The following is a 26,502-nucleotide window of genomic DNA, read 5'->3' on the forward strand; positions in this document are numbered from 1 at the left end:
GGTGCGGGGTGCGGCGTAGTAGTCCTGTACTTCGGGGACATACGTGGCGGCTTCACCGACGGCCGGGTCGGGGCGCCAGGTCAGCAGGTGCCGGGGTGCGGTCAGGGGTGGCTGGCCGAGGACTGCGGGCAGGGCGGTGCCGCCGCCGGCCTCGAAGCCGTAGCCGGCCGGGCCGGAGGCGCCGGTGACGACGTTGCGGGCGAAGGCCACGATGCTGGTGTGCCGGATCTGGCGGACCAGGAGTTCGGTGAGGAACGCGTCGCGGGCCGGTTCGGTGTGCCGCAGTCCGGTCGGGGTGATCAGGAGCGGGACGTCCTGCCAGTTGGTGAAGGGCAGCAGGGCGTCGCGCAGCAGGACCATCTGGTGGAGCCACTCGTTGTAGAGCTGCATCGTGACCGGTCCCCCGCGACGTCCGCGGAGCAGATCGGCTGCGGGAGGGGTGAGCAGGTGGCCGTAGCAGTGGCTGCGGACGACCAGCGGGCCGGCGGGGAGCGGTACCGGATCGGTGAGCAGCCTCTCCAGCGCCTCGGTCGACCAGGAGGCAAGCTCCTGGCCGATCGTCTCGGCCTGCGCGCCCAGTTCGCGCGCTGCCGGGGCACTGTCCGGGCCGAGGGACAGCGGGAGGGAGGTCTCCCGGGTGCCGAGGGCGAGTGCCGCGCGGATCTGGCCCTCCAGCACCTCGCTGTCGGCGCTGGTGAGGGCGTTGTCGTCGATGATGCCCTGTAGCAGCGGCTCGGTGGCGGTGAAGAACTCGCGGGCGGTCAGGGTGGTGCCGGCCGCGGGGAAGGTGTTCCAGCGGCTTCCGCCGAGAGCGGGCGTGCTCGGGGTGGGTGCGGGGGGCATGGGTCCTCCGAGGTCTTCGGTTGAAGCGGGGCGGGGTCGCCGGATCCCGTGTCCGAGCGGGCACCGGCGCCTTTTCTGGATCGCCCGATACAGATTCCGGGCATGAAAAAATCAGTCGAGGGCGGCCAGCGCGACCTCCACAAGGGGTTCGAGGGCGCGGACGTCCGGTGTGATCTTCGCGGAGACCAGCAGTCCGTTGAGGAAGGCGACGAGGAAAGCGGCGAGGGTGTACGGGTCGTGCCGCTTCGCGATCTCGCCCCGCTCCGCCGCGACCCGCAGCACTTCGGCGAGCGCGTCCCGGCTGGCGTCCTGCATGTCGCGCACGGTGCGCCGGGTCGCTGCATCCTCCGGCAGGCGCTCGCAGGCGGCATTGACCACCAGGCAGCCCCGGCCGTTGTCCTCCACGGCGATCCGGACCCGCTCGACCAGCATCGTGCGGATCGCCGACCGGGCGTCCGCCCCCTCCTCCAGACTGCGCAGGGCGGCCGCCGCGAGGGTGGTGCGGTAGTGCTCCAGCGCCGCCCGGTACAGGCCGTCCTTGTCGCCGAACGCGGCATACAAGGACCCCTGCCCGATCCCCAGGTGCCCGGTCAGGTCGCGCACCGAGGTGGCCTCGTAGCCGCGCGTCCAGAACAGCTCCATCGCGCGGCTCGCCGCCGCCTCCGTGTCGAACTCCCGGGTCCTTGCCATGACCCCACCGTAACCTATCTGGATCGTACGCTCAAGAAAAGAGCCTGTGGCCGCCTGGCCATTCGCTGACCCGCAGGCCGGCCTCACGGCTACTCGTCGTCGGCGTCCTCGGCGGTGTCCGGGTCGCACAGCGGGCGCAGGCCTTGCCCGGGGCCGCTGGATTTGATGTCGAACAGGTAGCGGCCCAGGAAGTTGATATGCCGGTCCTTGAGCGGGGAGAGCCGGGCGACGTCCTCGTCCTTGATGTCGTGGCCCTCGACGCGGAGCTGGGTGACAGTCGCGTCCAGGTAGCGCGTGTTCCACAGCACCACGGCATCGAGCACCACGCCGAGGGCGGCGAGCTGGTCTTGTCCGAACTAGTCCAGCTCGGCGGCAGGTCCGCCTGCGGGCCGTCGTTCACCACGGAAAGTAGTCGTGAAGAAGTTGGGTGGACGGGTTCCGTCGGGAGTGTCGTGCACGTCGTCCGCGCGCGCTTCGCGGTCTTACAGGGAGAACGCGTAGGTCCGGACGGGGTCGAGGTGCAGTTCGAAGGGCCCGAAACAGTCGGCGGCGAGGGTCGCGACCGGAGCGCCGCAGGGGCAGGCCCGGTTGAGTCCCTCGTCGCCTGTCGGCCCGCAGCACCCGTTGCTGTTCTCCCAGTTGGGCAGTGGCTGAAGGCCGACGGCGTCATCAGGGTGCACCAGCACTGTGTATCGGCTGCCGGCCGAGATGACGAAGCCTTCTTCACGGCAGATCACGGGTCCACGCGACTGAGCCGGCTTCGGGTCCTCCTGATCATCCTGCACGACGTAGGGAGGTCCCCAGGGCTCGGGATCGATCGCGTAGCGGCCCCGCGGAACGGTGGCAGGCGCCCGGCGCGTCTCCTTGTCCCGGTCGTGCTCGTCGTCTGAGACGTCAGGGATGGCGGCAAGCTCGGCCAGCTCTGGCGTGATCGCGGTGCCGCATTTGGAGCACAGGAAGACGGTCATCCCCTCGTTGTAGTGCTCAGGACTGCCCCTTCGCATCCTCGTTTCGCTGCTCGGAGTCGATGCGCGCGGCGACGCTGCGGAAATCGGGCATGCCCCTCGACGACGTCGTTGGCAGCGAGGAGGACGATGCGGGTGACGGGTTGCGCGTAGAGGAGAACGAGTGTGGCGGCGATCCGGGCCCATAGGGGCAGGGAGTCGTCGTGGAGGACTCGCCGGCGAACGACGAGTCGGTGGTGCTGATGCAGGGGTGCTTCGTCCTGGCTGACGACTTGGGGTGGCAGGACGAGGCGGGGCATCCGGCCTGTCCTCATGCACCAGCGCAGGAACGTCTGGGCCGGGCGGCGGGTGGCCAGCTTCTCGGTGTGCCAGGCGTCGAGGGCCTGCTGGCAGTGTTCGATGGTGCGGCCTCGGTCGGCGAGCCGAGCGAGGAAGGCGCCGGCCTGGGTGATCTCCTGTTTCGTCTGGTTAGTCTGGGAGCGTCCCAGCGGTCCCTTCTCCGCCTTGCTCCGCAGGCGCCGCATCTGGTGCCAGGTGGCGAAGTGCTGAAGAAGTCGCCGGGGTTCGGGGTCCTCGACGGTGGCGAGCCGCTCGGCCAGCCAGCGCTGATAGAGCAGAAGCTGCCGGTCGACGCGTGGCAGGACACCGCTGTCCATCAGCAGGTCACGCAGGTGGACGACGGTTCGCCAGGGTGTTTCCTGGTGCAGCCCGTCGTGGGTGAGCGGGATGCTGCCGGCGGCCAGGCCGCGGAGGAGACGGACGACATTGGGGTTGCGGAGCCAGATCAGGCGGCTCTTGGGCCGGTCCATCTCCTTCAGGGAGGTGACCAGCGGTTGCAGCGAAGCGGCAACGTCGCCTGTGCCGTCGTCGAGGAGTCGGCCGAGGGTGCGTCCGCCATGAACTGCGGCGGATAGTTCTTCATGACCACGAGATGTCCGTCCTCGGATCCCCAGGATCCGGTGTCTCGTGTGTCCGGAACCAAGAGTCAAGGCCCCCCGTCGGCTCCCCCATCGTCCTGCACACCGGATGGCACGCGAGGGAGCGCGGTAGACCAGGACTCAGCTCCTGGTCTACCGCACGCCTCGACCTGACGTTGGTCGGCCGGTCGGCAGTCGGGCCGCGCCGGGGTCAGCGTGCGAGTACCTCGTCCCGATCCCGGCCCGAGCCCTCCGCGGGCCGAACGCCCGCATCGGGCTGTTGGGCCAGCCGGCTCGGCCACCAGATCTTCTGCCCGATGTCGTGTGTCAGCGCGGTCACCAGGACCGAGCGAACGATGAACGTGTCGAGCAGGACGCCCAGCGCGACCGCGAAACCCATCTCCACGAAGCTGACGAGCGGCATCGTGGTGAACACCGCGAACGTCGCCGCCAGGACGAGCCCGGCCGACGTGATGACGCCGCCGGTGGCCGCGAGACCGACGACCGCGCCTTGGCGCGTCCCGCGGTGCTGCGCCTCTTCGCGGACCCGGTGCATCAGGAAGATGTTGTAGTCGATCCCCAGGGCGACCAGGAACACGAAGATCAGGAGCGGCATGCCGGTGTCCATGCCCGCGAAGTCGAATACGCGGTTGAACACCAGCGAGCTGATACCCAACGCAGTCGCGAACGACAACACCACGGTCAGGATCAGGATCACCGGTGCCATGATCGCGCGGAGCAAGAGGCACAGAACAAACAGCACGGCGAGCAGGATCAGCGGGATGACGACCTTGTCGTCGTGCCGCGACGCTTTCGCGGCGTCCAGCGCCATCGCGGGACCGCCACCGACCTTGGCTTCGGCGTCAGGGATCGGGTGCACCGCGTCGCGGACCCGATCGACGGTGTCGCGCGCGGCGGACGTGTCGGGGCCGTCGCTGAGCGTCGCCCAGATCTCGGTGCGGCCGTTCTCGGTGCCGAGCTTCACCACCCCCCTCGGGGCGATGCCCTGTGTGCCTTGCACCTTGGCCGCCACGGTGTCGGCCGAGTCCGCTTTGGTGATCACGACCAGTGGATCGCCCTCGCCTCGCGGGAACGACCTGGCTGCGATCTCCATGCCCTTGACGGAGTCGGGTTTCTTGGTGAAGGAGTCCGCGAGCTCGACGCCGTCGGCCTTGAGGCCGGTGATGCCGAGCGCGAGCGCGCCGAGGACGACCGCGGTGACGATCCACACCGGGCGCGAGCGCTTGTCGATGACGCGGCCGACCCGCGTCCAGACGCCGTTTGCGTGCGCCTGCTCGGAGCCGACATGCGGTACCTTCGGCCAGAACACCCAGCGGCCGCAGATGACCAGCAGCGCGGGCAGCAGCGTGATCATGACGAGCAGGCCGACGGCGATGCCCAGGGCGCACACCGGGCCCATGCCTTGTGTCGAGTTCATCTCGGCGACGAGCAGCACGAGCATGCTCAGGGCGACGGTGGCGGCGCTGGCCACGATGGCCGGGCCGGCGCGGTGCAGTGCGTGCGCCATGGCCTCGTGCCGGTCCTCGTAGTGGCGCAGTTCCTCGCGGTAGCGCGCGATCAGCAGCAGCGCGTAGTCGGTGCCCGCACCGAAGATCATGATGTTCAGTACGGCGAAGCTCTGGCCGTTGACCGTGACACCCGCCTTCGTGGACAGGTACACGACCGCCCACGCGGCGAACAACGCGAAGATCGCCGAGAGCAGCGGCACAAACCACAGCGTCGGTGAACGGTACGTCAGAAGCAGGATGACGATGACGACGCCGATGGTGATGAACAGCAGTGAGCCATCAATGCTCTGGAACGCCTCGGATTGGTCCGCCGCTATACCGGCGGGTCCCGCGCTGTACGTGTGCAGGCCGCTGGGACGGTCCTTCTCGGCGATCTTCTTGATCTGCTTGACGGCGTCGGCGAGGTCCTTCCAGCCGCCGTCCTTGATGGCGATCGGGATCTCGACCTGCATCGTCGTCCCGTCGGCGCCCCACTGCGGCGCGCCGATATCGCCTGTCACGCCTTTGATGGCACCGGGTACGGCGAATGCCCGCAGGTCGTCCGCGATCGCTTGGCGGTCCTCCTCCGTCAGGCCGCTCGCGCGATAGTAGACCTCGTTGGCGTTCGAGATGGCGTCAGGGCGGAAGTGCTTTTGCAGTTCGACCACTTTTGTCGACTCGGCGCTTCCCGGCAGCCACGAGGACATCTCGTTGCTCTGCGCGCCGCTCAGCTTCTGCCCGAGCGGCATCAGGCCGGCGATGACAATGATCCAGCCGATCAGCACGACCCATTTGCTTCGCCGCCCGCATGGCAACGCGGACAACGTCTTCCATCTGTTCATTAAAACCCCAGAAGGTGATGGCGCGAGCCTTCTCGCGGAGGCAGTCGGCGCCATGTGGCCGACGATTCGGATAGGTCCAGGTCATGAGGAGAAACCGGCGAGACCTGACCAACAGGTCAAGCCGGTTGCCCTGACATCGACGTGCCGCGTACTCGCAAGTGGCTACACGCAGATGACGAACAAGAGGGGGGTCTGTCAGGTCGTCCGGCTTGTCCTGCCACGCGTCCACCGCCCGAGAGCCGGCTGCGGCCGCGTCAGCGGTACCGAAGTGGTGGCGGTCGGCCTCAACCGGGGCCGTGATGCGGCGGGACGGCTCTGTGCACATCGTCGACGCACTGTGAGCAGCGACTTCCGCACCAGCCGGAACTTTGCACAGGCCCTGCGGTCAACCCGCCGTCCAAGGGCGGAGTTTGTCCGGGTTGCGTACCGCCCAGATACGCGTGATTCGGTCGTCCGCGACGTCGAACGCGTACACCGCCACGGTGACGCCCTCGTGCTCGATCACCAGCCCGGGTCGGCCGTTGACCGTGCGCTCGAGGACCATCAGACCGCCGGACGCCCGAGCAGCGAGGTCGGTGAGGTACCGCGCGATTCCCTCGCCCTCGATGGGGTGAAGCGCCGCGGGAACCATGCCGCCGCCGTCGGCTGTGAAGGTGGCTCCGGGGGCGAGGAGGCCGACGAGGGCATCGATGTTCTGTGCCTCCCACGCCTTCTTGAACTCCCTGACGAGTCGCGCCTGGTGGGCCGCCGGGGCCTCAGGGGGCCGGGAGGTCCGTACGCGGCGCCGGGCGGAGGAGGCCAGTTCGCGGCAGGCCGCCGGGGTGCGGCCGGTGATCTCGGCGATCTCGGCGAACGAGTATGCGAAGACGTCGTGCAGGATGAGCGCGACGCGCTGGGCGGGGCTCATGGACTCGAGGATGACGAGAAAGGCCATGCTCACCGACTCGTCGAGCGTTATCCGGTCCACGGGGTCGGCCGCCGCGGTCCCTGGGCGCCCGCTGATCCAGCCGGTCCGCTCGGGCAGCGGCTCCGGGATCCATTCGCCCACGTAGCGCTCGCGCCGCACTCGCGCCGAGCCGAGGAGGTCCAGGCACACACGTGTGGCGACCGTCGTCAGCCACGCACCGGGGGAGTCGATGGCGTCCTGCTCATGTCGGGACATGGCATACCAGCGGGTGTAGGTCTCCTGGACCGCGTCCTCTGCCTCGGCCAGGGAACCGAGGAGCCGATAGGCGAGACCGATCAGCCGCCGCCGCTCACTGATGAGCGCGCCCAAGCCTGCGTCGGATTCGTCGCGCTCTGACTCTGCTTGACTGGTCATCGTTCCGGTGGCTCCTCGATCTCTGGTCGTCCCTCGTTGGTCCGACGAGACAGCACGTCCGATTGTCAGGTTCGCGAGTTTCCCTGACGTTTCGCGGGGCCGTGTCGTCGTACCGCGCACAGACACCATCGCCCCGCAGTACCCGGGCAGGACACCTCAGGAGACAGCGATGACCAGGATCGGCATACTCGTCGGCAGCACCCGCCCCGGCCGCAAGGCCGACCAGGTCGCCCGGTGGGTCCACGAACGGGCGACCCGGCGCAGCGACGCCGAATTCGAGGTGGTCGACCTGCTGGACCACCCGCTGCCGCACCTGGACGAGCCGCTGCCCGCGCTCGCCGGGAGGTACCAGCACGAGCACACCCGGGCATGGGCGGATACCATCGCCCGTTTCGGCGGATTCGTCATGATCACCCCGGAGTACAACGCCTCCATCCCCGGCGTCCTCAAGAACGCCATCGACTACCTGCACGCAGAATGGACCCACAAGGCCGTCGGATTCGTCTCCTACGGCACTCGGGGCGGCACCGGCGCGGCCCGGCAGCTGCGGACACTGTGTGAGCTCCTCCAGATGGCTGTCGTGACCCCGCAGGTCCAACTGTCCCTGCACAACGACTTCGAGGAGCACGCGACACTCAGGCCGGGCGCCCACCACATCGGTGCCCTGGACACACTGCTGGACCACGTCGTCGCCCAGAGCACGGGACGACGGACAGCCCTGCCCACACAGCGCGAGACGGACGAAGCCGCGATCCGCCGCCACGTCGAGGGCATCATCGACGCGATCCAGGCAAAGGACCTTGAGGGCCTGAGGCGGTTCTACGCCACGGATGTCGTCTCCTTCGACATCGATCCGCCACTCCAGCACATGGGGATCGACGCGAAACTCAAGAACTGGGCGAACGTGTTCACGTTCTTCCAAGAGGTGAGCTATGAAATGCGCGATCTGACGCCCACCGTGGGCGAAGACACGGCGTTCACGCACGCCTTCGGCCGCCTCAGCGGCACGCGGGCCGACGGAACGGCAGCGGGCGGCATGTGGGTCCGGGCTACCTTCTGCTTCCGGAAGATCGACGGCGATTGGCTGATCACGCATGACCAGGTCTCCGTGCCACTGGACATCCTGAGCGGCAAAGGGGTCGTCGATCTCGAACCGTGACATCAGCGGAGCCCGGGGACGGATGTGAAAGCGACGGCGGCCACCGACGATTCCGTTCACGCCACGCACACGGGCGTCTCGCCCTTGACCAGATCGGCCCACGCGGTGCGAGAGGTCAAGCTGACTCGGCTGGCCCGCGCGCAGGCTCTGACTCGACCTGGCCGACACCAAGTGGGACCTGGGCCGCTTTGGCAAGCTTCGTGTGCGTCACGGCAAGGGCGCCCGTGGCTCGGGCCCGCGTGAGCGGATGGTGCCGCTGATCAACGGTGCCGACCGGTCGCTGCGGTGGTTCATCGAGGACGTCTGGGGCCAGTTTGACGACGACCATGAGGCCATCGCCGCCGCCACTACGCCAGACGTCCGGCTCATAGCCGCCCTGGCCGCTGTCCACGCGGCACGGCCGAAGATGATCCGGACGACGCAGTTGGAAGATGTCGACCTGGGCAACCGGCGCATCACCGTCGGCGGCCGGCCGTGTCCGCCCGCCCGACGACCTCACCCACCGAGCGGTCCTGGACTGGCTCGACCACCGCCGCAGCCCTCGAACGGCTCCTGTTAACCGCCAGCTTGAAGAGGCCCTTACTCCACGGCGCCGACCCGCTCCACCTGGCGCTCGTCTTCGATAACGACGAGAAGACAACCATCCGTCACGCGCACTCGACCCAGTCGATCCTGGAGCGGCCCATCGGACACCAGGAACGCGGCGCACGACGAGGGCGGCACGAGAGGAAAAGCGTTGGCCTCCAGTCGTGGACCAGGCGACCATGACTTCCGTGAAACCGTTGAAGATCGTCGCGGGCGACGCGACCAACCCCCAGGCGAAGGGCCCGAAGATCATCGCCCATATCTGCAATGACCTCGGCGGATGGGGCAAGGGATTCGTTCTGGCGATCTCACGTCACTGGCCCGAACCGGAGCGCGAGTACCGTCGCTGGCACCGCGAGCGCGCAGGTAACGACTTCGCCCTCGGAGCAGTACAGATGGTCCGCGTCCGATCCGACATCTGGGTCGCAAACATGGTCGCGCAGCGCGGGATGAAGGTGGGAAGCAGCGGTCCACCCATCCGATACGACGCCGTTGAACGCTGCCTACAGGCCGTCGCTGAGCACGCCCTTGTCAACAAGGCCTCTGTTCACATGCCCCGCATCGGCTGCGGCCTCGCCGGCGGCAAGTGGGAACGCATCGAGCCGATCATCAGCAAAACCTTGGGTGCCCGCGACATCGCCGCCACCGTCTACGACTACGCATGAGACCGACTCTTTGCCTGGCCACAGGGCCGCAGGTTCGTGATCAACTCCCTGGTGCATTCTCGTGAATGGCTTCAGCAGACCCGTGAGTCCCCGCTGGACCGCCTTCAGTTTCCGCGAACCCGCGAAGATCTCGGCCCTGCCCTCCCGAAGCTACGGCGAAGTGGCAAGTAGCTCACTGTAATCAGAGTGACGATTGGTCAGAGAGGGCGAAGCGGGGTCGAGGCACATCGCCGACCTGAGTGCGGCGAAGTCGGCACGGGCCTGTTCGACGGCTTCGGGGTACGCCTTGCGCTTGGCGTGCTGGGCCAGCGCCCGGTAGATGCTGGGCCACCGAGGGTTCTGTCCCCTGCGCTTGCCCCGTGGGGGTGATCGGGTCGGGCTGGATCTGCTCGACGGACTGGCCGCCCACGCGGCGCCGCAGCACGGTGCGGAGCATGTCGTCGGTGATGACGGGGGGGGCCGACCGCCGTGCGGCGCGAGCTTCGATCGATCAGCCCAAGTTCCCCATGGCCGGTTCCGGTTCACCCACTTCGACGCCGCTGCTCGGGACATCCTCCATCTCTGCGGCGACACGCATAATCGGACGAGTCTTGCAACGCTCGGTCAATCAGCGGCGACTCTCCACGGACAACGGTTCGTTCGCGTGCGTCATGGTGTCGTCGAGGCCGTAGGGGACGCGTGGTGCCGTGCACGGGTGACGATGAGTGAGACATTCTGCCCACCGAAGCCGAAGGAGTTGCTGAGCACGGCCTCCTGGGGGACGTCTCGTCGCTCTGCGACCACATCGAGATCGATGTCGGGCCCGACGCCGGCCGCGGTGAGGTTGCGAGTCGGCGGGATGACGCCGTGCTCCACGCTGAGGACGGCGATGAGTGCTTCGATCGCGCCGGCGGCGCCGAAGAGATGACCGAGCGCCGCCTTGGGGGCTGTCACGGTGGCGCGGCCGAAGACCTCCCTGATCGCGTGCGCCTCGGCGATGTCGCCGACCGGAGTTCCGGTGGCGTGGGCGTTGATGTGGCTGATCTGCTCGGGAGCCAAGCCGGCTTGCGCGAGGGCCTTCCGCATGGCCGAGATCTGACCGGAGCCGTCGGCAGCGGGCGCCGTGATGTGGTGAGCGTCGGCGGCGATGCCGGCGCCAGCGAGTACCGCGTGGATGCGCGCGCCTCGGGCGCTGGCGTGCTCGGCGCTTTCGAGCACCACGACAGCGGCGCCTTCACTGAGGACGAATCCGCTGCGGTCCGCGGCGAATGGCCTGGACGCCGAGGCGGGTTCAGCGGTGTGCCGCGACAGCGCTTGTGCCTGGGCGAAGCCGGCGACAGTGATCGGGGTGATCGCGGCCTCGGTCCCGCCCGCGATGACCACGTCAGCCTCACCCGCACGGATGAGCCTGGCTCCCAGGGCGATCGCCTCGGCACCGGAGGAGCATGCCGAGACGGGCGTGTAGACCCCGGCCCGCGCCCCGTATTCGATGCTGATCAGCGCCGCCGCCGCATTGGGCATGAGCATCGGGACCGTGCGTGGCGAGACGCGCCGCCTCCCAGCCGTCTCCAGCACGTCGTCTTCCTTCAGCAGCGTCCGTACGCCCCCGATGCCCGTGCCGATCGCCGATGCGAGCCGGTCCGGGTCCACCTCTGGGGCACCGGCATCGGCCCAGGCTTCGGCCGCCGCGGCCAAGGCCGCCTGCTGCGAGCGGTCGAGCCGCCTGGCCTGCACCGGCGGCAGCGACTCGGCGGGGTCGATCGCCATCGTCCCCGCGACAGTGGCGGGAAGGCCAGTGTCCTCTTGGCCTCCCAGGACGCCGTCGCGGATGCCGGACTCGCCGGCAAGCAGGGCGCCCCAGGTGGACGCCACGTCTGCCCCGAGTGGTGTGATCGCGCCGAGTCCGGTCACGACGACTTCAGTCCGGTGCATGCCTCTCAACTTTCTTGTATGCGATACAAGTGAATGCCATTGTTGTATCACATACAATTCTGGTGTGGAGAAGAAGCGAACCGAAGCTCGATCAACGTCGGCCCGGTCGCGTGACCGCGGTCGCGCGACGAGGCGCCGGCTGATCGAGGCAACCGCACGGCTCTGCAAGGAACGGCCCGGCGCTGAGATGAGCGTCGCGGACATCGCGAACGCGGCAGGCGCCTTCCCCAATCAGGTCACCTACTACTTCGGCTCCAAGGACTCGCTCCTCGTGCACGCGGCCTTTCTCGGCTTGCTGCACGACGCCCGACGGATTGAGCGCATCGGTCGCCAAGCCCCTGATGCCGCGACATTCCGACGCAACATCGCCCGCGCCGTACTGGCCATGCCCTCGCTCCCGTCAGTCACGCGAGCGCTCGCCGCCGGGATCTCCAAGCCCGACCTCGCCCCCGTGGTCGACCGGCACCTCCAGTTGCTGTTCCGGCAATCCGAGCGCTTCGCGAGCCAGCTCATCGACAGTCGCGGCTGGAGGACCCGTCGACCGCTCAACGTGGAGGCCAGGACGTTCTGGAGCACCGCGCTCGGCGCAGTGCTGCTTGCCCGCGCCGGGGCACACGGCACCAACGCCGACCTCGACCTCGCCGGAGCATTGACCATCCACGACGAACCTGATCACGGTTAGCTCAGTCGAAGAGACCGGCGACGATGTGCGCTGTTCCCGCGATGGTGGCCTTGTCGCGGTCAGCATGTTTGCCCAGATCCGCTACGCAGAGCTACATGTCGCTTCGCTCCATGGTTTCGGGGGAACATGCCCTCTCAAGGTGTCCTGTCGCACTGAGCCTGTCGGATTCTCACCGCTTCTCGTTCGTGCTGTCGGATTCTCATTGCGTCGCACGCTGAGCGACGGCTTTTGCCTTGTATGTGTGGGTTTGATCTCATTTTCCTGGTCCGGTTCTCGCGGTACCTGTCACGGTCGTTTTCGGCAGGTGCGCGAAGCCGGGGGTGGCGATGGATCTGGGTCTGGTCGATGTCGAGCGGGCTGACGGTGAGGGCGGCGAGCTGCGGAAGTCCGTGCTGGAGGCGGTGTCCCGGGTTCGCTTCGAGTCGGCGCTCCCGGTGCGGACTACTTCGCGCGGCTGGAGGACGGCTCGGGCCTGGTCGTCGATGTCCGGCCGGCGGACCGGGTCGGCCCGGGGGACGCGGGTGAAGTTCTCGGCGACCGAGGCGATGTGCCAGGAGATGGGCTGCTGGTCCTTCGCGCTGGTGCACGAGCCCGGCCCGATCCGGTGGAGATGGCAAACGTCCGCTGGCTGTCTGGCTTTCGGCATCCACGCAACCGGGTCGGCGACGTCGCGAAACGGCTCATGGACGCGTTCGACGACCCGGGGTTGCTGAGGGACGGTGCCGAGGCGGTGGGGGCCCCGCTGTCCGTCCTGCCGACGCTCTTCCACCGGCTGTGGTGCGGTGACCTGCGTCTTGACCTGTCGGTGCCGCTGGGAGACGGCTCCGTGATCGGCTGCGCGGTGAGTCATGGTTGAAGTGGCACCACGCGGGTTCTGCGGGTCGGGGACCGGATCCGGTTCGGCCGGAACCAGCAGGTCATCGGGCTGGAGGGAACGACCTTGCGACTGCTCGGCGACGAGGGCGACACCCGTGTCATGGCTGCCGGCTACGTGATGGCAGCCGTCGATTTCGAGGTCTGGACCGAGGAACGGAGGCGGCCCCGGAACGAGTCCTGCCGCCGTTCGCGTTGGTGGACCCGTTGCCGCCGCCGGCCGTCCGGGCTGAGGGCCAAGATCATTCCACTGTGATTGATCCCTCCCTTCGATGAGGGACGAGGCCGACGGTGAAGGCGAGGATGTCGCGGACCGCTTCGCGCAGGCTGCTGAAGTGGCGATGCACCCCATCCACCGGCGCCGCGGTGTTGACGCCCCACGCCGTCATCCCGGCGCGCAGCCCGGACTGCACCCCGGAAGGGGCGTCCTCGATGACCAAGCAGTCCTCCGGCTGGGCACCAAGTCGCGCCGCGGCCTGCAGATACGGCACCGGCGACGGCTTGCCTTCCTCCACAGCAGCCGCATCCACGACAACCTCCGGCAGCGGCAAGCCCGTCCGTGTGAAGCGTCCACGCACCCGGTGCTCGTAGTTCGAGGTCACCAGTGCCCAGGCCCTGGGATGCAGAGCATTCAACAGCTCCGAGGCTCCGTCGAAGGCTCTATAGGTACCCGAACGGACGTCGTCGTCCTCCAGTTCGTGCAGCGCGGCCAGGCATTCCCGGGGGTCCTGGTCCGGGGCAACCTGCGCGAAGGTCTCCGTCGGCCTGGTCCGCAGGGCCACTCGGTAGACCTCATCTGCATCCAGTCCGTATCGCTCTGCCCACGTTCGCCAGACCAGGCGCTGATTGTCTACGGCATCGATCAATGTGCCATCGACGTCAAATAGGACATACCTAAACGAACCATGACGGTCGGATTCACTGAACACGCCCCGCATCATGCCACCACCCCACGAGCAGGCAGTTTGCACGACGAAGAGCAAGATGGTTGAGCCTGCTGTCCCGTCCGTCAGCAGGATTCCGTGCAAGCCATGTCAGTTGAGAACACGGAGGCGCAGCGTTCTCAATCGACATGGCACCTCACCAGGTCGCGGCTTGCCATCCGACAGATGCACTTCGACGCGGGCGGCTGGGGCCGTCCGGGTTGGGGGCCTTGTCCCCGAGAAGTGGACACCTGTTCGTGTCATTATGCGGCAAGTGTCAAGGTAGCTGACTGCTGTTCGTAGGCCATCGGTGCCTGCTGTCGGTTCGCCGAGTGCCTGCGGCGGGTGTTGTAGCGGGTGGTCCAGCGGAAGACTGCCAGGCGGCAGACGTGGGCCCCGTCGAGGCGGCGGGCGCCACGGAGTGTCTCGCGCTTGAGAGCGGCGTTGAACGACTCGGCGAGTGCGTTGTCCGCGCTCGTGCCGACCGTTCCCATGGACTGTCGCACGCCCAACTCGGCGCAGACATCGGCGAACTGCCGCGGGTCGCGGCGGCTGCCCGGAGCGCGTCGGCGACCAGCGAGGTGCGCATGCGGTCGGCGACCGACCAGCCCACCAGACGGCGCGAGAAGCAGTCGATCACCGTCGCCAGATACAGGACTCGCCGTCACCCACCGGCAGGTAGGTGACGGCGCCTGCGTACTTCGTGTTCGGCGCGCTCGCGGTGAAGTCGCGCCGGAACAGGTCCGGCACGGGCGTGGCGGACGGTTCGGGCACCGGTGGTGACCTGGCGCTTAAGCAGCCGCAGCCCGGCGATGCCGAACTTGCGCATGACCCGTCCGACCCTCTTGTGGTTCACCAGCTCGCCCTCGTCGCGCAGCTCGGCGGTGATGCGAGGACGACCGTAGGTGCCGTCCCACTCGGCGTGCACGCCCCTGATCCGCTCGGCAAGCGCCGCATCGGCCCGCTCGCGCGCGGCGCGGGCCGCGCGGCCGGCCCGCCACTTGTAGAAGCTGGAGCGGGCCACCTCCAGCACCTGGCACAACCGCTTCACGCCCCAGGCGCGGTGATGGTCCTCAGTGAACCGGCAGCGGTCACCAGTTCATCTCGGCGGCGAAAGACTTCGTCGCCTTGCGCAGGATGTCCCGTTCGGTGGCCAGTTTCTGGTTCTCCTTGCGCACCGCCTTCAGCTCCACCTGGATCAGACAAAGTGGGTGGGAGGTGACGGCGTACCGGCGGCGAGGGCGTCGAGTGCCGCGCGGGCATCGTCCAGCATGGCCGAGGGGACAAGGTCCGCCATGGTGAGCACGGCGCGGTACTCCGTCTCCGCCTCGGCGAGCTGACCAAGGTGGACGAGTGCGTGAGCCATGTGCAGGTGGGCCGTGCCTGCCCGCTCGTGCCAGCCCTGGGTCTCGAGCTGCCCCCGGGCGAGACGCAAGGCGTCGACGGCCTCCTGCCAGCGCCCCTGATTGAGATGCGCGAACGACACGTAGAACGTGGCGAACGTGATCGTGATGTCCCGCACGTTGGGCGGAATGCGGTCGCGGTATTCGGAAGCGGCGAGGAGGTCCATCACCTCGTCATAGGCGGCGACGGCTTGCCGCGGGCGACCGGCCTTCTCCGCCACCCTGATGGTCATGTTCGACGCCGCCAGGTACCCGTTGACCTCGTCGGCCTGCGCGAACAGCTCCTTGGCATGCTGATAGTGGTCGGCGGCGGGCGGCAGGTCGTCGACCAGAGCGTGCAGTCCGCCGAGATGGTGGTGGGCCCAAGCCTGCTGAGTCACGTCCCCGCACTTCTCGGCGATGGCGAGCGCGTGCCTGGCTTCGTCGACCGCCTTGTCGTGGCGGCGTTCGCCGACCCAGTAGGCCCCTGCCAGGTTGTTGCGGTGGGTGGCCTCACGTACGGGGTCGCCCAGGGCTGCCGCGGCCTCGGCGGAGCGTTCGTACACCTCGATCCAGTGCCCCCAGGACGCCCAGTGGTCGGAGAACCAGATCGTCGCGTCCGCGACCTCGATGACCTTGGCGTGTTCACCGGCCTCCACGGCCTCACGGAAGGCGGCGAGCCAGTTGTCGCTCTCCGTCTTCATCCACCGCATCGCCTGCTCGCGGTCGTCGAGGGCGACCAGCCTGCCGGGGGCCGGCGGCGGTGCACCGTGGTCCGGCTCGTACCAGCGGCCCGCGAGGACGGCCGTGTCCAGCAGCCAGGCCCGCAGGCGGGCTTTTGCGGCAACCGACGCCTCGTCACCGTCCTCGGTACGGTGGCGAGCGCCCGCGTACAGCCGCAGAAGATCGTGAAAGCGATAGCGGTCCCCGCGGGAGGCCGTCAGCAGGCCCGCGTCGAGGAGCTCCTCCAACAGGTCTTCGGCCGCCGGCAGGGACGTGTCCGCGAGCACGGCCGCCGACGGAACGCCGAAATCCGCCCCGGGCAGCAACGACAGCAACCGGAACATGCGGGCGGTGCCGGAGGCCAGACGCGAATAGGAGAGGGCGAAGGCGGTGTTGACACGAAGGTCTCCGGCGCTGAGGGCGTCGAGCCTGCGCTCCTCGTCAGTGAGCCGGTCGGCGAGCCGTTGCAGGCTCCAGTTGGTGCGGGTGGCTGCCCAGTTCGCGGCCACCCGCAAGGCCAGGGGAAGGTGCCCGCACAACTCGGTCACGGCGAGGACGGCCGCGGGCTCCGCGTCCGTGCGGTCGGCGCCGACCACGGCCCGGAGCAGCGAGGCGGAGTCCTCCCGGGTCAGTGCGCCGAGCTCCACCCGGTGCACTCCTTCCAGGCCGGCGAGCGTGCGTCGGCTGGTCACCACGAGAAGGAGCCCGCCCTCGCGCGGCAGCAACGGTCTGACCTGTGCCTCGCTACCGACGTTGTCGAGGACGACGACCGCGCGGAGAGTGGCTGCGGTCGCATGGTACCGGGCGAGACGCTCCTCGGCACTCAGCCGGCCCAGCTCGGCGTCGGCCACGCCCCAGGCGCCCAGCAGGCGTAGCACGACCTGATCCGCCGAGAGCGGCTGTACGTCGAGGCCCCGCATATCGATCAGGAACGCTCCATCCGGAAAGGACGGAGCGGACTCCTCGGCCAGTCTGACCGCCAAGGTGGTCTTGCCGCTGCCGGGCGGCCCGAACAGCACCGCCACCGGCGCCGGTGAGCGCACCGCCTTGTTCTCCGTCCGAGACTCCGTGACGGACTGCTGCACGAGGGCACGCAACGCGGCCAGCTCCGCATGCCGGCCCACGAAGTCCCGAACGCCTCTGGGCAGCGTGTAGGGCGACGCCGGCGAGACGGAGGGCTTCGCCGCGGGACGGCCGCGGAGGGCCTCCAGCAGTTCGGAGTGCGCCGCCTCGTCCAGTTCCAGACCCTGGGCCAGCGCGGTGACCGTTCCCCGTTGTGGGCGAAGGCTCCGGCCCCGTTCCATGTCACCGATCGCGCGCACGGAAACGCCGGACGCCTCGGCAAGCTCCTCGATCGTCCAGCGACGGGCCAGCCGCAACGCTCGCAACAGCCGGCCGAACGGCGTCCCTCCGACGCTTCCCCCACCCGCACTCACGACGCCAATTCTATGCATGGCACACGAGCCGGACCCGACGGAGGCCGAGAGCCCCACCCCTCCCTTGCTGCTGCGGTGGCCGCCCGGCAGCTCCATCGGTTCGCCGGACCGCATCCCGGTCAACGCGGAGGTGGCGACCGTACAGGCGTGGCCGGCGACCCGGATCAGGGCATCAGCGGCCCTGTTCCACAGGGGCAAGGACCAGGGGACCAACCCGCCGATGTCCGCGCGAGGGGCGCTGGCAGGGTTGCGACACCAGAGGTACTCGGGGCCGACCTCTGCGACCGCCTCTTCCAGCAGCGGCCGGACCGGACGAAGAGAGCCTTGTCGATGTCACGGTGTCCCGTCGGCCGCGGCGGATGCTGGACGTCGGCTGTCAGCAACGGACCCTTCGGGTCCCACCCCAGCCGGAGGCGCTTGCTCACCGGAAGTCCTCAATCCGCGCCAGCGGCTGCCCCGTCCGCAGATGTTCCTCGCCAAGCTCGGCAAGCCGGTAGCCGTCCCGCATGTTCCTCGACCACTCGACATCGCGCCAGACTCGCGCTCGGCCCGCGGCTCGGCCCCGCAAGTCCACGATGTGCGGTCGGAGCACGTCGACCAGGTTCAGGCACGCCGTCAGCGGCTACAGGTGTCGGACGGCCGCGATCGCCTCGGTCGAGCACGCGAAGGCCGGCCCGAGAGGATCCGGCGACCACGCCATCGGTCGCTCCCGCGGCGGACCGACCACAAAGATCCACCTCGCCGCCGATGCCCGCTGCCGGCCCCTCGCGCTCGTCCTCGCCGCCGATGCCCGCTGCCGGCCCCTCGCGTTCGTCCTCAACGCCGGCAAAGCCGGTGATGCACCCGCCTTCACCGACGTCATGGCCCGCCTACGCGTTCCCCGTCGACGAGGGCGACCCGGCACCAGGCCGGACATGGTCCTGGCCGACAAGGCTTACTCCTCCCGCGCGATCCGTGAACACCCGCGCGAGCGCGGCATCCGGGCAGTGACCCCCGTCCCCGCAGACCAGCGCGGCCACCGGCTCCGTCGGGGCAGCCGAGGCGGCAGGCCACCGGCCTTCGACCGCGAGACCTGCAAGCAGCGCAACACCGTCGAGTGGTGCATGAACCGCCTGAAGCAGTGGTGAGGCATCGCCACCCGCTACGAGAAGACCGCCACCATCTACCTGGCCGGACTCCACATCGCGGGCATCTTCCTCTGGTCCGCCCGATGATCCGAACGAAACTGCCTAGGCGTCGGGGATCACGTGCATCGCGGCCTCCTCCGCCGACGCACCGGCCCCGTCCAGTCCCACGTCGGACGCGAACAGGTCGGACTGGGTGTTCTCGTGACTGCCTTCGTCCGGCGCGAGGAGCCGGCCCGCGCGCCGGCCGCCGACCTCGTCGTCGAGCGGTTCGCCGTCGGTGTCCCAGACATCGCCGATGCCGTCGCCCTCCGGGACCCCGATGTCGGGCACCTCCTCCGCGAGGCGCTCGTCCAGGCTCTCTCCGCGCCACCGCTCCGACGCGGTGACACCGGTGTGCTCCACGCCCCACGGCCTGTCCGGGGGTGAGTAGCCCTCGTCCAGGACCTCGTCGCCGCCCCGGTACTCCAGGGTGTCCGACGCATCCAGCAGACCGGCGTCGTCGCGCACCTCGGACCCGTCCGGCTGGTACACCTCGTCACCCATCGTCTCGTCAGTCATCCGTGCCTCCGTCTTCCTTCCGTATCTGCTTCCGTGTGCCGCCCTGATCGCGGGATCAGGAGCCGTCGCCCGCTCTGAGGGGGCTCAGCCGGGGCACCGACGCCTTGCCCGTGTCGGAGACCTCGCCACCGGTCCAGCTGACCGGGATCCAGGCCGTCTCGTCGGGCGGCGTGATGCGCAGGACCGCCGGTGTCACGGTGGTGACGCCGGTGACCGCCGGGTTGGTGTACGTCATCGCCGACCAGGCGGCGGCTCCGGGGGCCAGCGTCACGGTCTGCTGCGCCTCGCCGGTGGCCCGCTCCGGATCCGGGGTGACCGCCTCGCCCACGCGGTTGACGAACGCCACTCCGGGGAAGCCGCGGACCGTGCAGGTGCGGTGGGAAGCGTTGGTCAGGACGAGGGCGAAGTTCGACTGACCGGCTCCGGGGTGGTCGGCCCCGACGGACGCCCTCAGTTCGGAGGTGTGGCAGCGGCGCCCCGTCGCCGGCACGGCGGGCTCCGACGACGCCGTACCGGCGCCGCCGGACGAGGTGGTCGGGGACGGGCCGGAGGTACCGTCGCCGGCAGTCCCCGTTGCGGTGGGGCCGCCGGTCGAGGCGGCCCCGGACGGGCTGACGCCCGCTGCGCCGTCGGTGCTCTGGCTCGTGCAGCCGGTCAGTACGGCGCACCCGATGAGGAGGCCGGGCAGGAGGAGTCGGGGTGTCATGCCGCTTGCCGGTATCGCTGACGCGGCCCCGACGGCACGAGTTCGCCGCGTCGGTTGCGGAGGGTGGGCGTGGGCGTCCGTGAGGGTGCGGCCGGGTGCCCGGAAGACCTCGTCGACGCGCAGGTCTTCGAACGTCCCGGGCGCCACGACCTGGAGCGCGTCGGGGTCGGACGCGGCCGGTGCGGCCGGCGCAGGGCCCGTGTCGGGCTGTGTCATCGAACTGTCCTCTCGTGGCGGGTGTGGTGTCGCGCGCGGCCCCGCCGGTCCGCGGGACCGCGCGCGGATCAGCGGCCGGGGCGAACGGAACGGACGGCCCTCAGGATCAGGTCGGAGACCGGGCCGGGGTCGGTCACCGACACGGCGTGCGGCGCGCGGACGGTGACGGTGTGGGCGCGGGCGCGCTCGGCCATCCACCGCTCGGCGGCCGGCGGGATGTTGCGGTCCTCGCTCGCGACGAGGTACCAGCTGGGGATGTTCTGCCACGCGGCGGCGGTGGCCGGCTCCTGGAGCGCGGCGAGGGTGATGGGGCGCTGTCCCGCGGCCATGACCTGCGCGGTCCTGACCGGCACACCCGCCGCGAACTGCTCGCGGAACAGCTCCCTCTTGATGACCAGTTCGGCCCCCTGTCCCCCGCCCGGCAGCGGGTAGTACTGGGTGGCGGTGGCCTGGCCCAGGGTGCTGCCGGGGAACTTGTCGGTGAGCTGGAGCGCGCTCTCCCCGATCTCGGGCACGAAGGCGGCGATGTAGACCAGGGCCTCGACCTGCCGGGCGCCGGCCGCGGCCTGGCTGATGACCGCACCGCCGTAAGAGTGCCCGACCAGCACGATCGGACCGGTGACGCTGTCCAGGACGCTGCGGATGTAGGCGGCGTCGCTCGCCAGTCCGCGCAGCGGCAGGGCCGGTGCCAGGACGCGGTGGCCCTGCCGTTGCAGGCGCTCGACGACGCCGGTCCAGCTGGAGGCGTCGGCGAACGCGCCGTGGATCAGGACGACGGTGGGTGTGTCAGGGTGCCGGTGCGGTCGGCGGGGCCGGTCGGCCGCCGCCGGCGCGGAGAACGCGGCGCCCGCGGTGCCCAGCACGGCGGCGCCGGCCAGGAGGGACGTGGTCACGGTACGGCGCGAGACGGGTGAGTTCATGGTTCGCTCTCTGCGGAGGGGGACGGCCGTTTCGGCACGGCCGGCGGTCGGGCGTGGGCGCGGCGGGCGCCTCAGGCGGAGGTGGCCCGGACGGCTTCCTCGATCAGCTCGACGACGCGCTCGGGGTGGGAGAGCATCACCAGGTGGGAGGAGTCGACCTCGACGGTGGTCATGCCGGCCCGCTGGTAGCCGTAGCGCTCGACGTCCGGGTTGATGGTGTGGTCCGAGGAGGCGACGAGGCCCCAGGAGGGCTTGGTCTTCCAGGCGGCGGCCGGGGCCGCGTCGGCGAACGCCTGCGCCGCGAGCGGGCGCTGGGAGACGGCGAGGACCTCGGCGAGGCGGTGGGCGACGTCGGCGGCGAAGATGGCCGGGAACTTGTCGGGCCGGACCGACACATCGGTGCCGGTCTCGGTCGAGCCCTCGATGGGGAACGGCGTGTAGACGAGCGCGGCGGCGAGGTCGGAGTCGGGGAAACGACCCTGCAGCTCGCCGAGGCTCTCGCCCTTCTCCAGGGCGTAACCGGCCAGGTACACCAGCGCGTTGACGTTGTCCTCGGTGCCCGCGACCGTGATCACGGCGCCGCCGTAGGAGTGGCCGACCAGAACGACGGGGCCGGGTATCTGGCGGACGATCGAGGCGATGTAGGCGGCGTCACCGATCAGGCTGCGGTTGGGGACGGCCGGGGCGACCACGTCCAGGCCGCGGGCGATCAGCCGCGGGATCACCTGCTCGTAGCTGGAGGCGTCGGCGAACGCGCCGTGGACGAGGACGACGGTCGGCTTGGGCGAAGGAGACATGGGAGGAATCGCTTTCGGGTGTCGTGGCCGGCGCCCGGAACGGCCTGCCGGCCGGGGCGCTGGAGGGTGCCGAGCGGGCTGCCGCCGGTACGTGGGGAAACCTACTGACGGGCGATGAGGAAAGGTTGTCCCTCAGTGCCCTGGCAGCGGCCTGTCCGTGTGCACCGCCGGAGTGCGCCGCCGGGCGGTCGGCCGCTCACGGCCGCGGGACGTTGCGGAGGTTCACCCGGGCCAGGTCGATCATGCGTCCGACGCCGCCCGTGAGAACGGTGCGGCCGGCGGACAGCGCGAAGCCGGTGACCTGCTCTGTGGTGATCTTGGGTGGCAGCGCGAGGGCGTTGGGATCGGTGACCACGTCGACCAGCGCCGGCCCGTCGTGGGCGAACGCTTCCCGCAGGGCCTCGCGCACCTGCGCGGGCTTCTCGACCCGGATGCCGCGCGCGCCGGCGGCTTCGGCGATGGCCGCGAAGTCGGTGTGCGGGTAGCCGGTGCCGTGCGGCGGCAGGCCGTCGACCATCATCTCCAGATCGACCATGCCCAGCGAGGAGTTGTTGAAGACGACCACCTTCACCGGCAGGCCGTACTGCACGAGCGTGAGGAAGTCGCCCATCAGCATGGAGAATCCGCCGTCGCCCGAGAGGGACACGACCTGCCGCGAGCGGTCGAGGAACTGTGCGCCGATGGCCTGGGGCAGGGCGTTGGCCATGGAACCGTGCACGAACGAGCCGAGAACGCGGCGCCGGCCGTTCGGGGTCAGGTAACGGGCCGCCCACACGCAGCACATGCCGGTGTCCACGGTGAACACCGCGTCGGCGGCGGCCTCCTCGTCGAGCACGGAGGCCACGTACTCGGGATGGATCGGGGTGTGCCCGCCGACGTCGTGGGTATACGCCCCGACGGCGCCTTCGAGCTCGCGGACGTGGTGGCGCAGCATCCGGTCGAGGAACCGGCGGGACGGCTTCTCCCGCACGGCGGGGGTCAGGCACCGCAGTGTCTCCCGCACGTCCCCCCACACCGCGAAGTCCAACTGGGTACGCCGTCCGAGTCGTTCGGGCTGGATGTCGACCTGGACGGTCCGCACGTGGCGCGGCAGGAAGTCCGTGTACGGGAAGTCCGTGCCGAGGAGCAGCAGCAGGTCGCACTCGTGCATCGCCTCGTAGGCGGCGCCGTAGCCCAGCAGGCCGGACATGCCGACGTCGTACGGGTTGTCGTACTGGATGTGCTCCTTGCCGCGCAGGGCGTGGCCCACGGGGGCCTTCACCTTCTCGGCGAACGCCATCACCTCCGCGTGGGCGCCTTCGACGCCCCGGCCGCAGAACACCGTCACCTTCTCGGCGGCGTCCACCAGTTCGGCGAGCCGGGTCAGTTCCTCGTCCGCCGGCCGTACCGTCGGCCGGTCCAGCGGCAGGTGGAGTTCCGCCCCGCCGACCGGGGCGCGCTCGGCGGCCACGTCTCCGGGCATCGACACCACCGAGACACCGCGCCGGCCGACCGCGTGCTGGATCGCCGTCTGCACCACCCGTGGCATCTGCCGGGGCGAGGAGACCAGTTCCGAGTAGTGGCTGCACTCCTGGAACAGCCGGTCGGGATGGGTCTCCTGGAAGTAGCCGGTGCCGATCTCCCCGCTCGGGATCTGCGCCGCCAGCGCGAGGACGGGGGCCATCGAGCGGTGGGCGTCGAACAGACCGTTGATCAGATGCAGATTGCCCGGACCGCACGACCCCGCGCACGCGGCGAGCTTCCCGGTCAACTGGGCTTCGGCGCCGGCGGCGAAGGCCGCGACCTCCTCGTGCCGGACCTGGATCCACTCCAGGGAGTCGTGCCGTCTGACGGCGTCGACGACGGGGTTCAGGCTGTCCCCGACCACCCCGTACATGCGGCGCACGCCGGCGCGGGCAAGGAGGTCGACGTACTGCTCGGCTACGGACTGTCCGGCCATGGTGCTCCTCGGGTGGTCGCTCACGGGGTCGCGCCAGGCTAAGGAGACGCCGGGCGGGCCGGTTGTTCCTCCGTGCACCGTTCGGAGCCCGACAGCGCACCGCTCGCGACTCGGCCGTGGCCCGGGAGCGACCGTGGACGAACCGGGTGCGGCACGCGGTCGCGTGCCGCACCCGGTTCGCGACGGGTCGCGGGCCCTGTGCCTCAGGCGGCCACCCTCGGCTCAGGCCTGGTCGGCGGAGTCGTCCGCGGGCGCCAGGAGCACGGCGACGCGGCTGCGGTGGGCGACCCTGTCGCTGACCCGGGGGTTGACGAGCGCTTCGAGCGAGCCGCGGTGGTGGGGGCTGAGGATCAGGAGGTCGGCCTGCCACTCCTCGGCGGCGGAGGAGATGGTGGTGGCGATCTGGGTCGTCAGCGCAAAGGCGACGGTGCCCTCCGCCTCGACGCCCGCGTCACGCAGCGAGGCGAGCGCCTCGTCGAGGATGGCCTGGGCCTCGGTGTCGTCCTCCAGGGGCACCACGGCGGCAAGCGTGGCGGACGAAGGGGCGACGTGCAGAACGCTGACCTTGGCCCCGGTCAGCCGGGCCATGTCGCCGGCGAGGCGTATGACGGAGTGGCGGGCGGGGCTGGGGTCGACAGCGACAAGAATGCGCTGGAACATTTCTTATGTCCTTTTTCTGAGCAAATATCAAGTGTGGTGAGCATCGGGCATCCTGCTGAACAAACCAGGGGTGCCGATGTGTTCCGCGGGCCCCCGGTGTCCGGCGTTCCTCATGGAACAGTGAATCCCGGCCGGCACCGCTTCCGTGCCGCGCGCCGGGTGGAAGTGCTTCCCCGGGCAAAACTCCGTGCGTTGTGCGACAAGCTCCCCGGTCATCGCGTCTTAGGGTCGCGGGAGGAATCGCGTCAGCGCCCTGGAAGGGCCGCGATCCGCATGGCCGGCGGCGTCGCATCTCGGATCGCCGAATTCTGTGCCGCCCGGCTTTCTCCCACGGTGAAAGGAATTCCCCATGCCCCCGGAAAACATAGCGCCGAGCACACAATTCGGTGTCTTCACGGTCGGTGACGTCACGCCGGACCCGACCACGGGGCGTACGCCGTCCGAGCGTGAGCGGATCAAGGCCATGGTCGCGATCGCGCTGAAGGCGGAGGAGGTCGGTCTGGACGTCTTCGCGACGGGGGAGCACCACAACCCGCCGTTCGTGCCGTCGTCGCCGACCACGATGCTCGGCTACATAGCGGCGCGCACGGAGAAGCTGGTCCTTTCCACATCGACGACGCTGATCACCACGAACGACCCGGTGAAGATCGCGGAGGACTTCGCGATGCTCCAGCACCTGGCGGACGGGCGGGTGGATCTGATGATGGGCCGTGGCAACACGGGCCCGGTGTATCCGTGGTTCGGCAAGGACATCCGCGAGGGCATCAACCTGGCGGTGGAGAACTACGCGCTGCTGCGCCGGCTGTGGCGTGAGGACGTCGTCGACTGGGAGGGCAAGTTCCGTACGCCGTTGCAGGGGTTCACCTCGACTCCGCGGCCGCTGGACGGTGTGGCGCCGTTCGTGTGGCACGGTTCGATCCGGTCGCCGGAGATCGCGGAGCAGGCGGCGTACTACGGCGACGGCTTCTTCCACAACAACATCTTCTGGCCGACGGGTCACACCCGGCGGATGATCGAGCTGTACCGCAACCGGTACGCCCACTACGGGCACGGCACGCCGGAGCAGGCGATCGTCGGGCTGGGTGGTCAGGTGTTCATGCGGAGGAACTCGCAGGACGCGGTGCGCGAGTTCCGGCCGTACTTCGACAACGCGCCGGTGTACGGGCACGGTCCGTCACTGGAGGAGTTCACGGAGCAGACGCCGCTGACGGTGGGTTCGCCGCAGCAGGTGATCGAGCGGACCCTGTCGTTCCGGGAGTACGCGGGTGACTACCAGCGCCAGTTGTTCCTGATGGACCACGCGGGGCTGCCGCTGAAGACCGTCCTGGAGCAGCTGGACATGCTCGGCGAGGAGGTCGTGCCGGTGCTGCGCGAGGAGTTCGCGAAGAACCGTCCGGCGAACGTGCCGGACGCGCCGACCCACCGGTCGCTGCTGGCCGCGAAGGACACGAAGGACGCGAAGGACGCGAAGGAGGAGAGCACGGTATGAAGCTCGTCGTCGTATCGGCGGGGCTGAGCGTCCCGTCCTCCACCCGGCTGCTCGCCGACCGGCTGGCCGCGGTCGCCGCCCCGGCGGCCACCGCCCCCGAACCCCAGCCGGCCGGTGTCCGGGTGATCGAGCTGCGCGACCTCGCGGTGGAGATCGCGCACAACCTCACCAACGGGTTCCCCGAGAAGCAACTCGCCGGTGCCTTCGACACGGTGGCCGAGGCCGACGGGCTGATCGTCGTCACACCGGTGTTCTCCGCCTCGTACAGCGGGCTTTTCAAGTCGTTCTTCGACGCGCTGAGCGTGCACGACGAGGGCGCCCTGGCCGGGAAGCCGGTGCTGGTCGCCGCGACCGGCGGCACCGCGCGGCACTCCCTGGTCCTGGACCACGCCCTGCGCCCGCTCTTCGCCTACCTGAAGGCCGTCGTCGTCCCCACCGGGGTCTACGCCGCCTCCGAGGACTGGGGAGCCGAGGGCCTCGACCGCCGGATCGCACGGGCCGCAGGCGAGCTGGCGGGCCTGATGGGCGGATTCGCCGCCGCCCCGAAACCCGCCGGACAGAGCCTGCAACCGGTGCCGTTCGAGCAACAGCTCGCCGCGCTGGACCGGCTCCCCGGCCGTACCCGGTCACATCCCGCCACGGAGCTGTGACGCCCTCGGACCGCG

At 69.6% G+C, this 26,502-nt stretch carries 21 protein-coding genes and 4 pseudogenes; 8 read left to right on the forward strand and 17 right to left on the reverse strand.

All coding sequences use genetic code 11. From position 1 onward, the window contains the following. The 7 genes and pseudogenes from QSK45_RS37240 to sigJ all read right to left on the reverse strand — a co-directional run. Nucleotides 1-843, reverse strand: an 843-nt coding sequence (locus QSK45_RS37240) for a hypothetical protein (protein WP_285563394.1), incomplete at its 3' end; no start/stop codon positions are given. Between the two features lie 111 nt (nt 844-954). Continuing rightward, nucleotides 955-1,533: a TetR/AcrR family transcriptional regulator gene (locus QSK45_RS37245; protein WP_285563395.1), complete on the reverse strand. Its 579-nt coding sequence runs from the start codon at nt 1,531-1,533 to the stop codon at nt 955-957. Nucleotides 1,534-1,622: 89 nt separating this feature from the next. Further along, nucleotides 1,623-1,883 (reverse strand): annotated as a pseudogene (locus QSK45_RS37250) (Tn3 family transposase); the annotation flags it as partial. 132 nt (nt 1,884-2,015) lie between these two features. Next, nucleotides 2,016-2,501, reverse strand: coding sequence for a hypothetical protein (locus QSK45_RS37255; protein WP_285563396.1), 486 nt, complete (start codon nt 2,499-2,501; stop codon nt 2,016-2,018). Next, nucleotides 2,498-3,307, reverse strand: coding sequence for a hypothetical protein (locus tag QSK45_RS37260; protein ID WP_285563397.1), 810 nt, complete (start codon nt 3,305-3,307; stop codon nt 2,498-2,500). The genes QSK45_RS37255 and QSK45_RS37260 overlap by 4 nt, the downstream gene beginning before the upstream one ends. A 319-nt stretch (nt 3,308-3,626) precedes the next feature. Next, a complete protein-coding gene (locus QSK45_RS37265) occupies nt 3,627-5,708 on the reverse strand; it encodes an MMPL family transporter (RefSeq protein WP_490993670.1) in 2,082 nt (693 codons plus the stop codon). A 442-nt stretch (nt 5,709-6,150) separates the two neighbouring features. Next, nucleotides 6,151-7,086, reverse strand: a complete 936-nt coding sequence (sigJ, locus tag QSK45_RS37270) for an RNA polymerase sigma factor SigJ (RefSeq protein WP_285563399.1) — start codon at nt 7,084-7,086, stop codon at nt 6,151-6,153. A gap of 169 nt (nt 7,087-7,255) precedes the next feature. Between sigJ and QSK45_RS37275 the strand changes: the two genes are divergently transcribed. The 3 genes from QSK45_RS37275 to QSK45_RS37285 all read left to right on the forward strand — a co-directional run bounded on the left by QSK45_RS37275 (nt 7,256) and on the right by QSK45_RS37285 (nt 9,495). Beyond that, nucleotides 7,256-8,245 carry an NAD(P)H-dependent oxidoreductase gene (locus QSK45_RS37275; RefSeq protein ID WP_285563400.1) on the forward strand — a complete coding sequence of 330 codons (990 nt, stop codon included), beginning with the start codon at nt 7,256-7,258 and terminating at the stop codon, nt 8,243-8,245. Nucleotides 8,246-8,492: 247 nt separating this feature from the next. Then, the gene (locus tag QSK45_RS38700) at nt 8,493-8,804 is read left to right on the forward strand and encodes a hypothetical protein (protein ID WP_490993671.1); all 312 of its coding nucleotides are present in this window, start codon (nt 8,493-8,495) and stop codon (nt 8,802-8,804) included. A gap of 214 nt (nt 8,805-9,018) precedes the next feature. Next, nucleotides 9,019-9,495: a macro domain-containing protein gene (locus QSK45_RS37285; protein WP_490993672.1), complete on the forward strand. Its 477-nt coding sequence runs from the start codon at nt 9,019-9,021 to the stop codon at nt 9,493-9,495. Between the two features lie 648 nt (nt 9,496-10,143). Here the strand turns inward: QSK45_RS37285 and QSK45_RS37290 are convergent. Beyond that, on the reverse strand, nt 10,144-11,406 hold the full coding sequence (locus tag QSK45_RS37290; protein ID WP_285563401.1) for a beta-ketoacyl-[acyl-carrier-protein] synthase family protein: 1,263 nt from the start codon (nt 11,404-11,406) through the stop codon (nt 10,144-10,146). Between the two features lie 64 nt (nt 11,407-11,470). Between QSK45_RS37290 and QSK45_RS37295 the strand changes: the two genes are divergently transcribed. Together QSK45_RS37295 and QSK45_RS37300 are read left to right on the forward strand one after the other, a co-directional pair. After that, on the forward strand, nt 11,471-12,088 hold the full coding sequence (locus tag QSK45_RS37295; protein ID WP_285563402.1) for a TetR/AcrR family transcriptional regulator C-terminal domain-containing protein: 618 nt from the start codon (nt 11,471-11,473) through the stop codon (nt 12,086-12,088). Between the two features lie 451 nt (nt 12,089-12,539). Continuing rightward, nucleotides 12,540-12,944 (forward strand): annotated as a pseudogene (locus QSK45_RS37300) (TnsA-like heteromeric transposase endonuclease subunit); the annotation flags it as partial. Between the two features lie 259 nt (nt 12,945-13,203). On the opposite strand, the gene QSK45_RS37305 reads toward QSK45_RS37300, so the two are convergent. From QSK45_RS37305 to QSK45_RS37315, 3 genes and pseudogenes are all read right to left on the reverse strand, one after another. Continuing rightward, entirely contained in the window at nt 13,204-13,890 is a 687-nt protein-coding gene (locus tag QSK45_RS37305; protein WP_285563404.1) for an HAD family hydrolase, read from the reverse strand. Nucleotides 13,891-14,147: 257 nt separating this feature from the next. Next, nucleotides 14,148-15,137 (reverse strand): annotated as a pseudogene (locus QSK45_RS37310) (IS3 family transposase); the annotation flags it as partial. After that, nucleotides 15,083-17,539, reverse strand: a complete 2,457-nt coding sequence (locus tag QSK45_RS37315) for an ATP-binding protein (protein WP_490993673.1) — start codon at nt 17,537-17,539, stop codon at nt 15,083-15,085. The gene QSK45_RS37315 and the pseudogene QSK45_RS37310, both read right to left, overlap by 55 nt. A 563-nt stretch (nt 17,540-18,102) precedes the next feature. Here QSK45_RS37315 and QSK45_RS37320 point away from each other — a divergent pair. Next, nucleotides 18,103-18,639: pseudogene (locus QSK45_RS37320) on the forward strand (transposase); the annotation flags it as partial. A gap of 15 nt (nt 18,640-18,654) precedes the next feature. Here the strand turns inward: QSK45_RS37320 and QSK45_RS37325 are convergent. The 6 genes from QSK45_RS37325 to QSK45_RS37350 form a co-directional block, all read right to left on the reverse strand. Beyond that, nucleotides 18,655-19,110, reverse strand: a complete 456-nt coding sequence (locus QSK45_RS37325; protein WP_285563406.1) for a DUF5709 domain-containing protein — start codon at nt 19,108-19,110, stop codon at nt 18,655-18,657. A 55-nt stretch (nt 19,111-19,165) separates the two neighbouring features. Beyond that, nucleotides 19,166-20,032 carry a DUF4232 domain-containing protein gene (locus QSK45_RS37330; protein ID WP_285563407.1) on the reverse strand — a complete coding sequence of 289 codons (867 nt, stop codon included), beginning with the start codon at nt 20,030-20,032 and terminating at the stop codon, nt 19,166-19,168. A 68-nt stretch (nt 20,033-20,100) separates the two neighbouring features. Further along, a complete protein-coding gene (locus QSK45_RS37335; RefSeq protein ID WP_285563408.1) occupies nt 20,101-20,952 on the reverse strand; it encodes an alpha/beta fold hydrolase in 852 nt (283 codons plus the stop codon). Between the two features lie 71 nt (nt 20,953-21,023). Continuing rightward, nucleotides 21,024-21,749, reverse strand: coding sequence for an alpha/beta fold hydrolase (locus QSK45_RS37340; RefSeq protein ID WP_285563409.1), 726 nt, complete (start codon nt 21,747-21,749; stop codon nt 21,024-21,026). A 196-nt stretch (nt 21,750-21,945) separates the two neighbouring features. Then, complete coding sequence (locus QSK45_RS37345; RefSeq protein ID WP_285563410.1) at nt 21,946-23,688, reverse strand: pyruvate dehydrogenase; 1,743 nt, start codon at nt 23,686-23,688, stop codon at nt 21,946-21,948. Nucleotides 23,689-23,910: 222 nt separating this feature from the next. Continuing rightward, nucleotides 23,911-24,348: a universal stress protein gene (locus QSK45_RS37350; protein WP_285563411.1), complete on the reverse strand. Its 438-nt coding sequence runs from the start codon at nt 24,346-24,348 to the stop codon at nt 23,911-23,913. Between the two features lie 349 nt (nt 24,349-24,697). Here QSK45_RS37350 and QSK45_RS37355 point away from each other — a divergent pair, with 349 nt between their 5' ends. Both QSK45_RS37355 and QSK45_RS37360 read left to right on the forward strand, forming a co-directional pair. Next, entirely contained in the window at nt 24,698-25,837 is a 1,140-nt protein-coding gene (locus tag QSK45_RS37355; RefSeq protein WP_285563412.1) for an LLM class flavin-dependent oxidoreductase, read from the forward strand. Continuing rightward, nucleotides 25,834-26,487, forward strand: coding sequence for an FMN reductase (locus tag QSK45_RS37360; protein ID WP_285563413.1), 654 nt, complete (start codon nt 25,834-25,836; stop codon nt 26,485-26,487). The genes QSK45_RS37355 and QSK45_RS37360 overlap by 4 nt, the downstream gene beginning before the upstream one ends. The last annotated feature ends 15 nt before the right edge of the window (nt 26,488-26,502 follow it).

The organism is Streptomyces hygroscopicus subsp. hygroscopicus, assembly GCF_030269125.1.
Taxonomy (GTDB): domain Bacteria; phylum Actinomycetota; class Actinomycetes; order Streptomycetales; family Streptomycetaceae; genus Streptomyces; species Streptomyces hygroscopicus_C.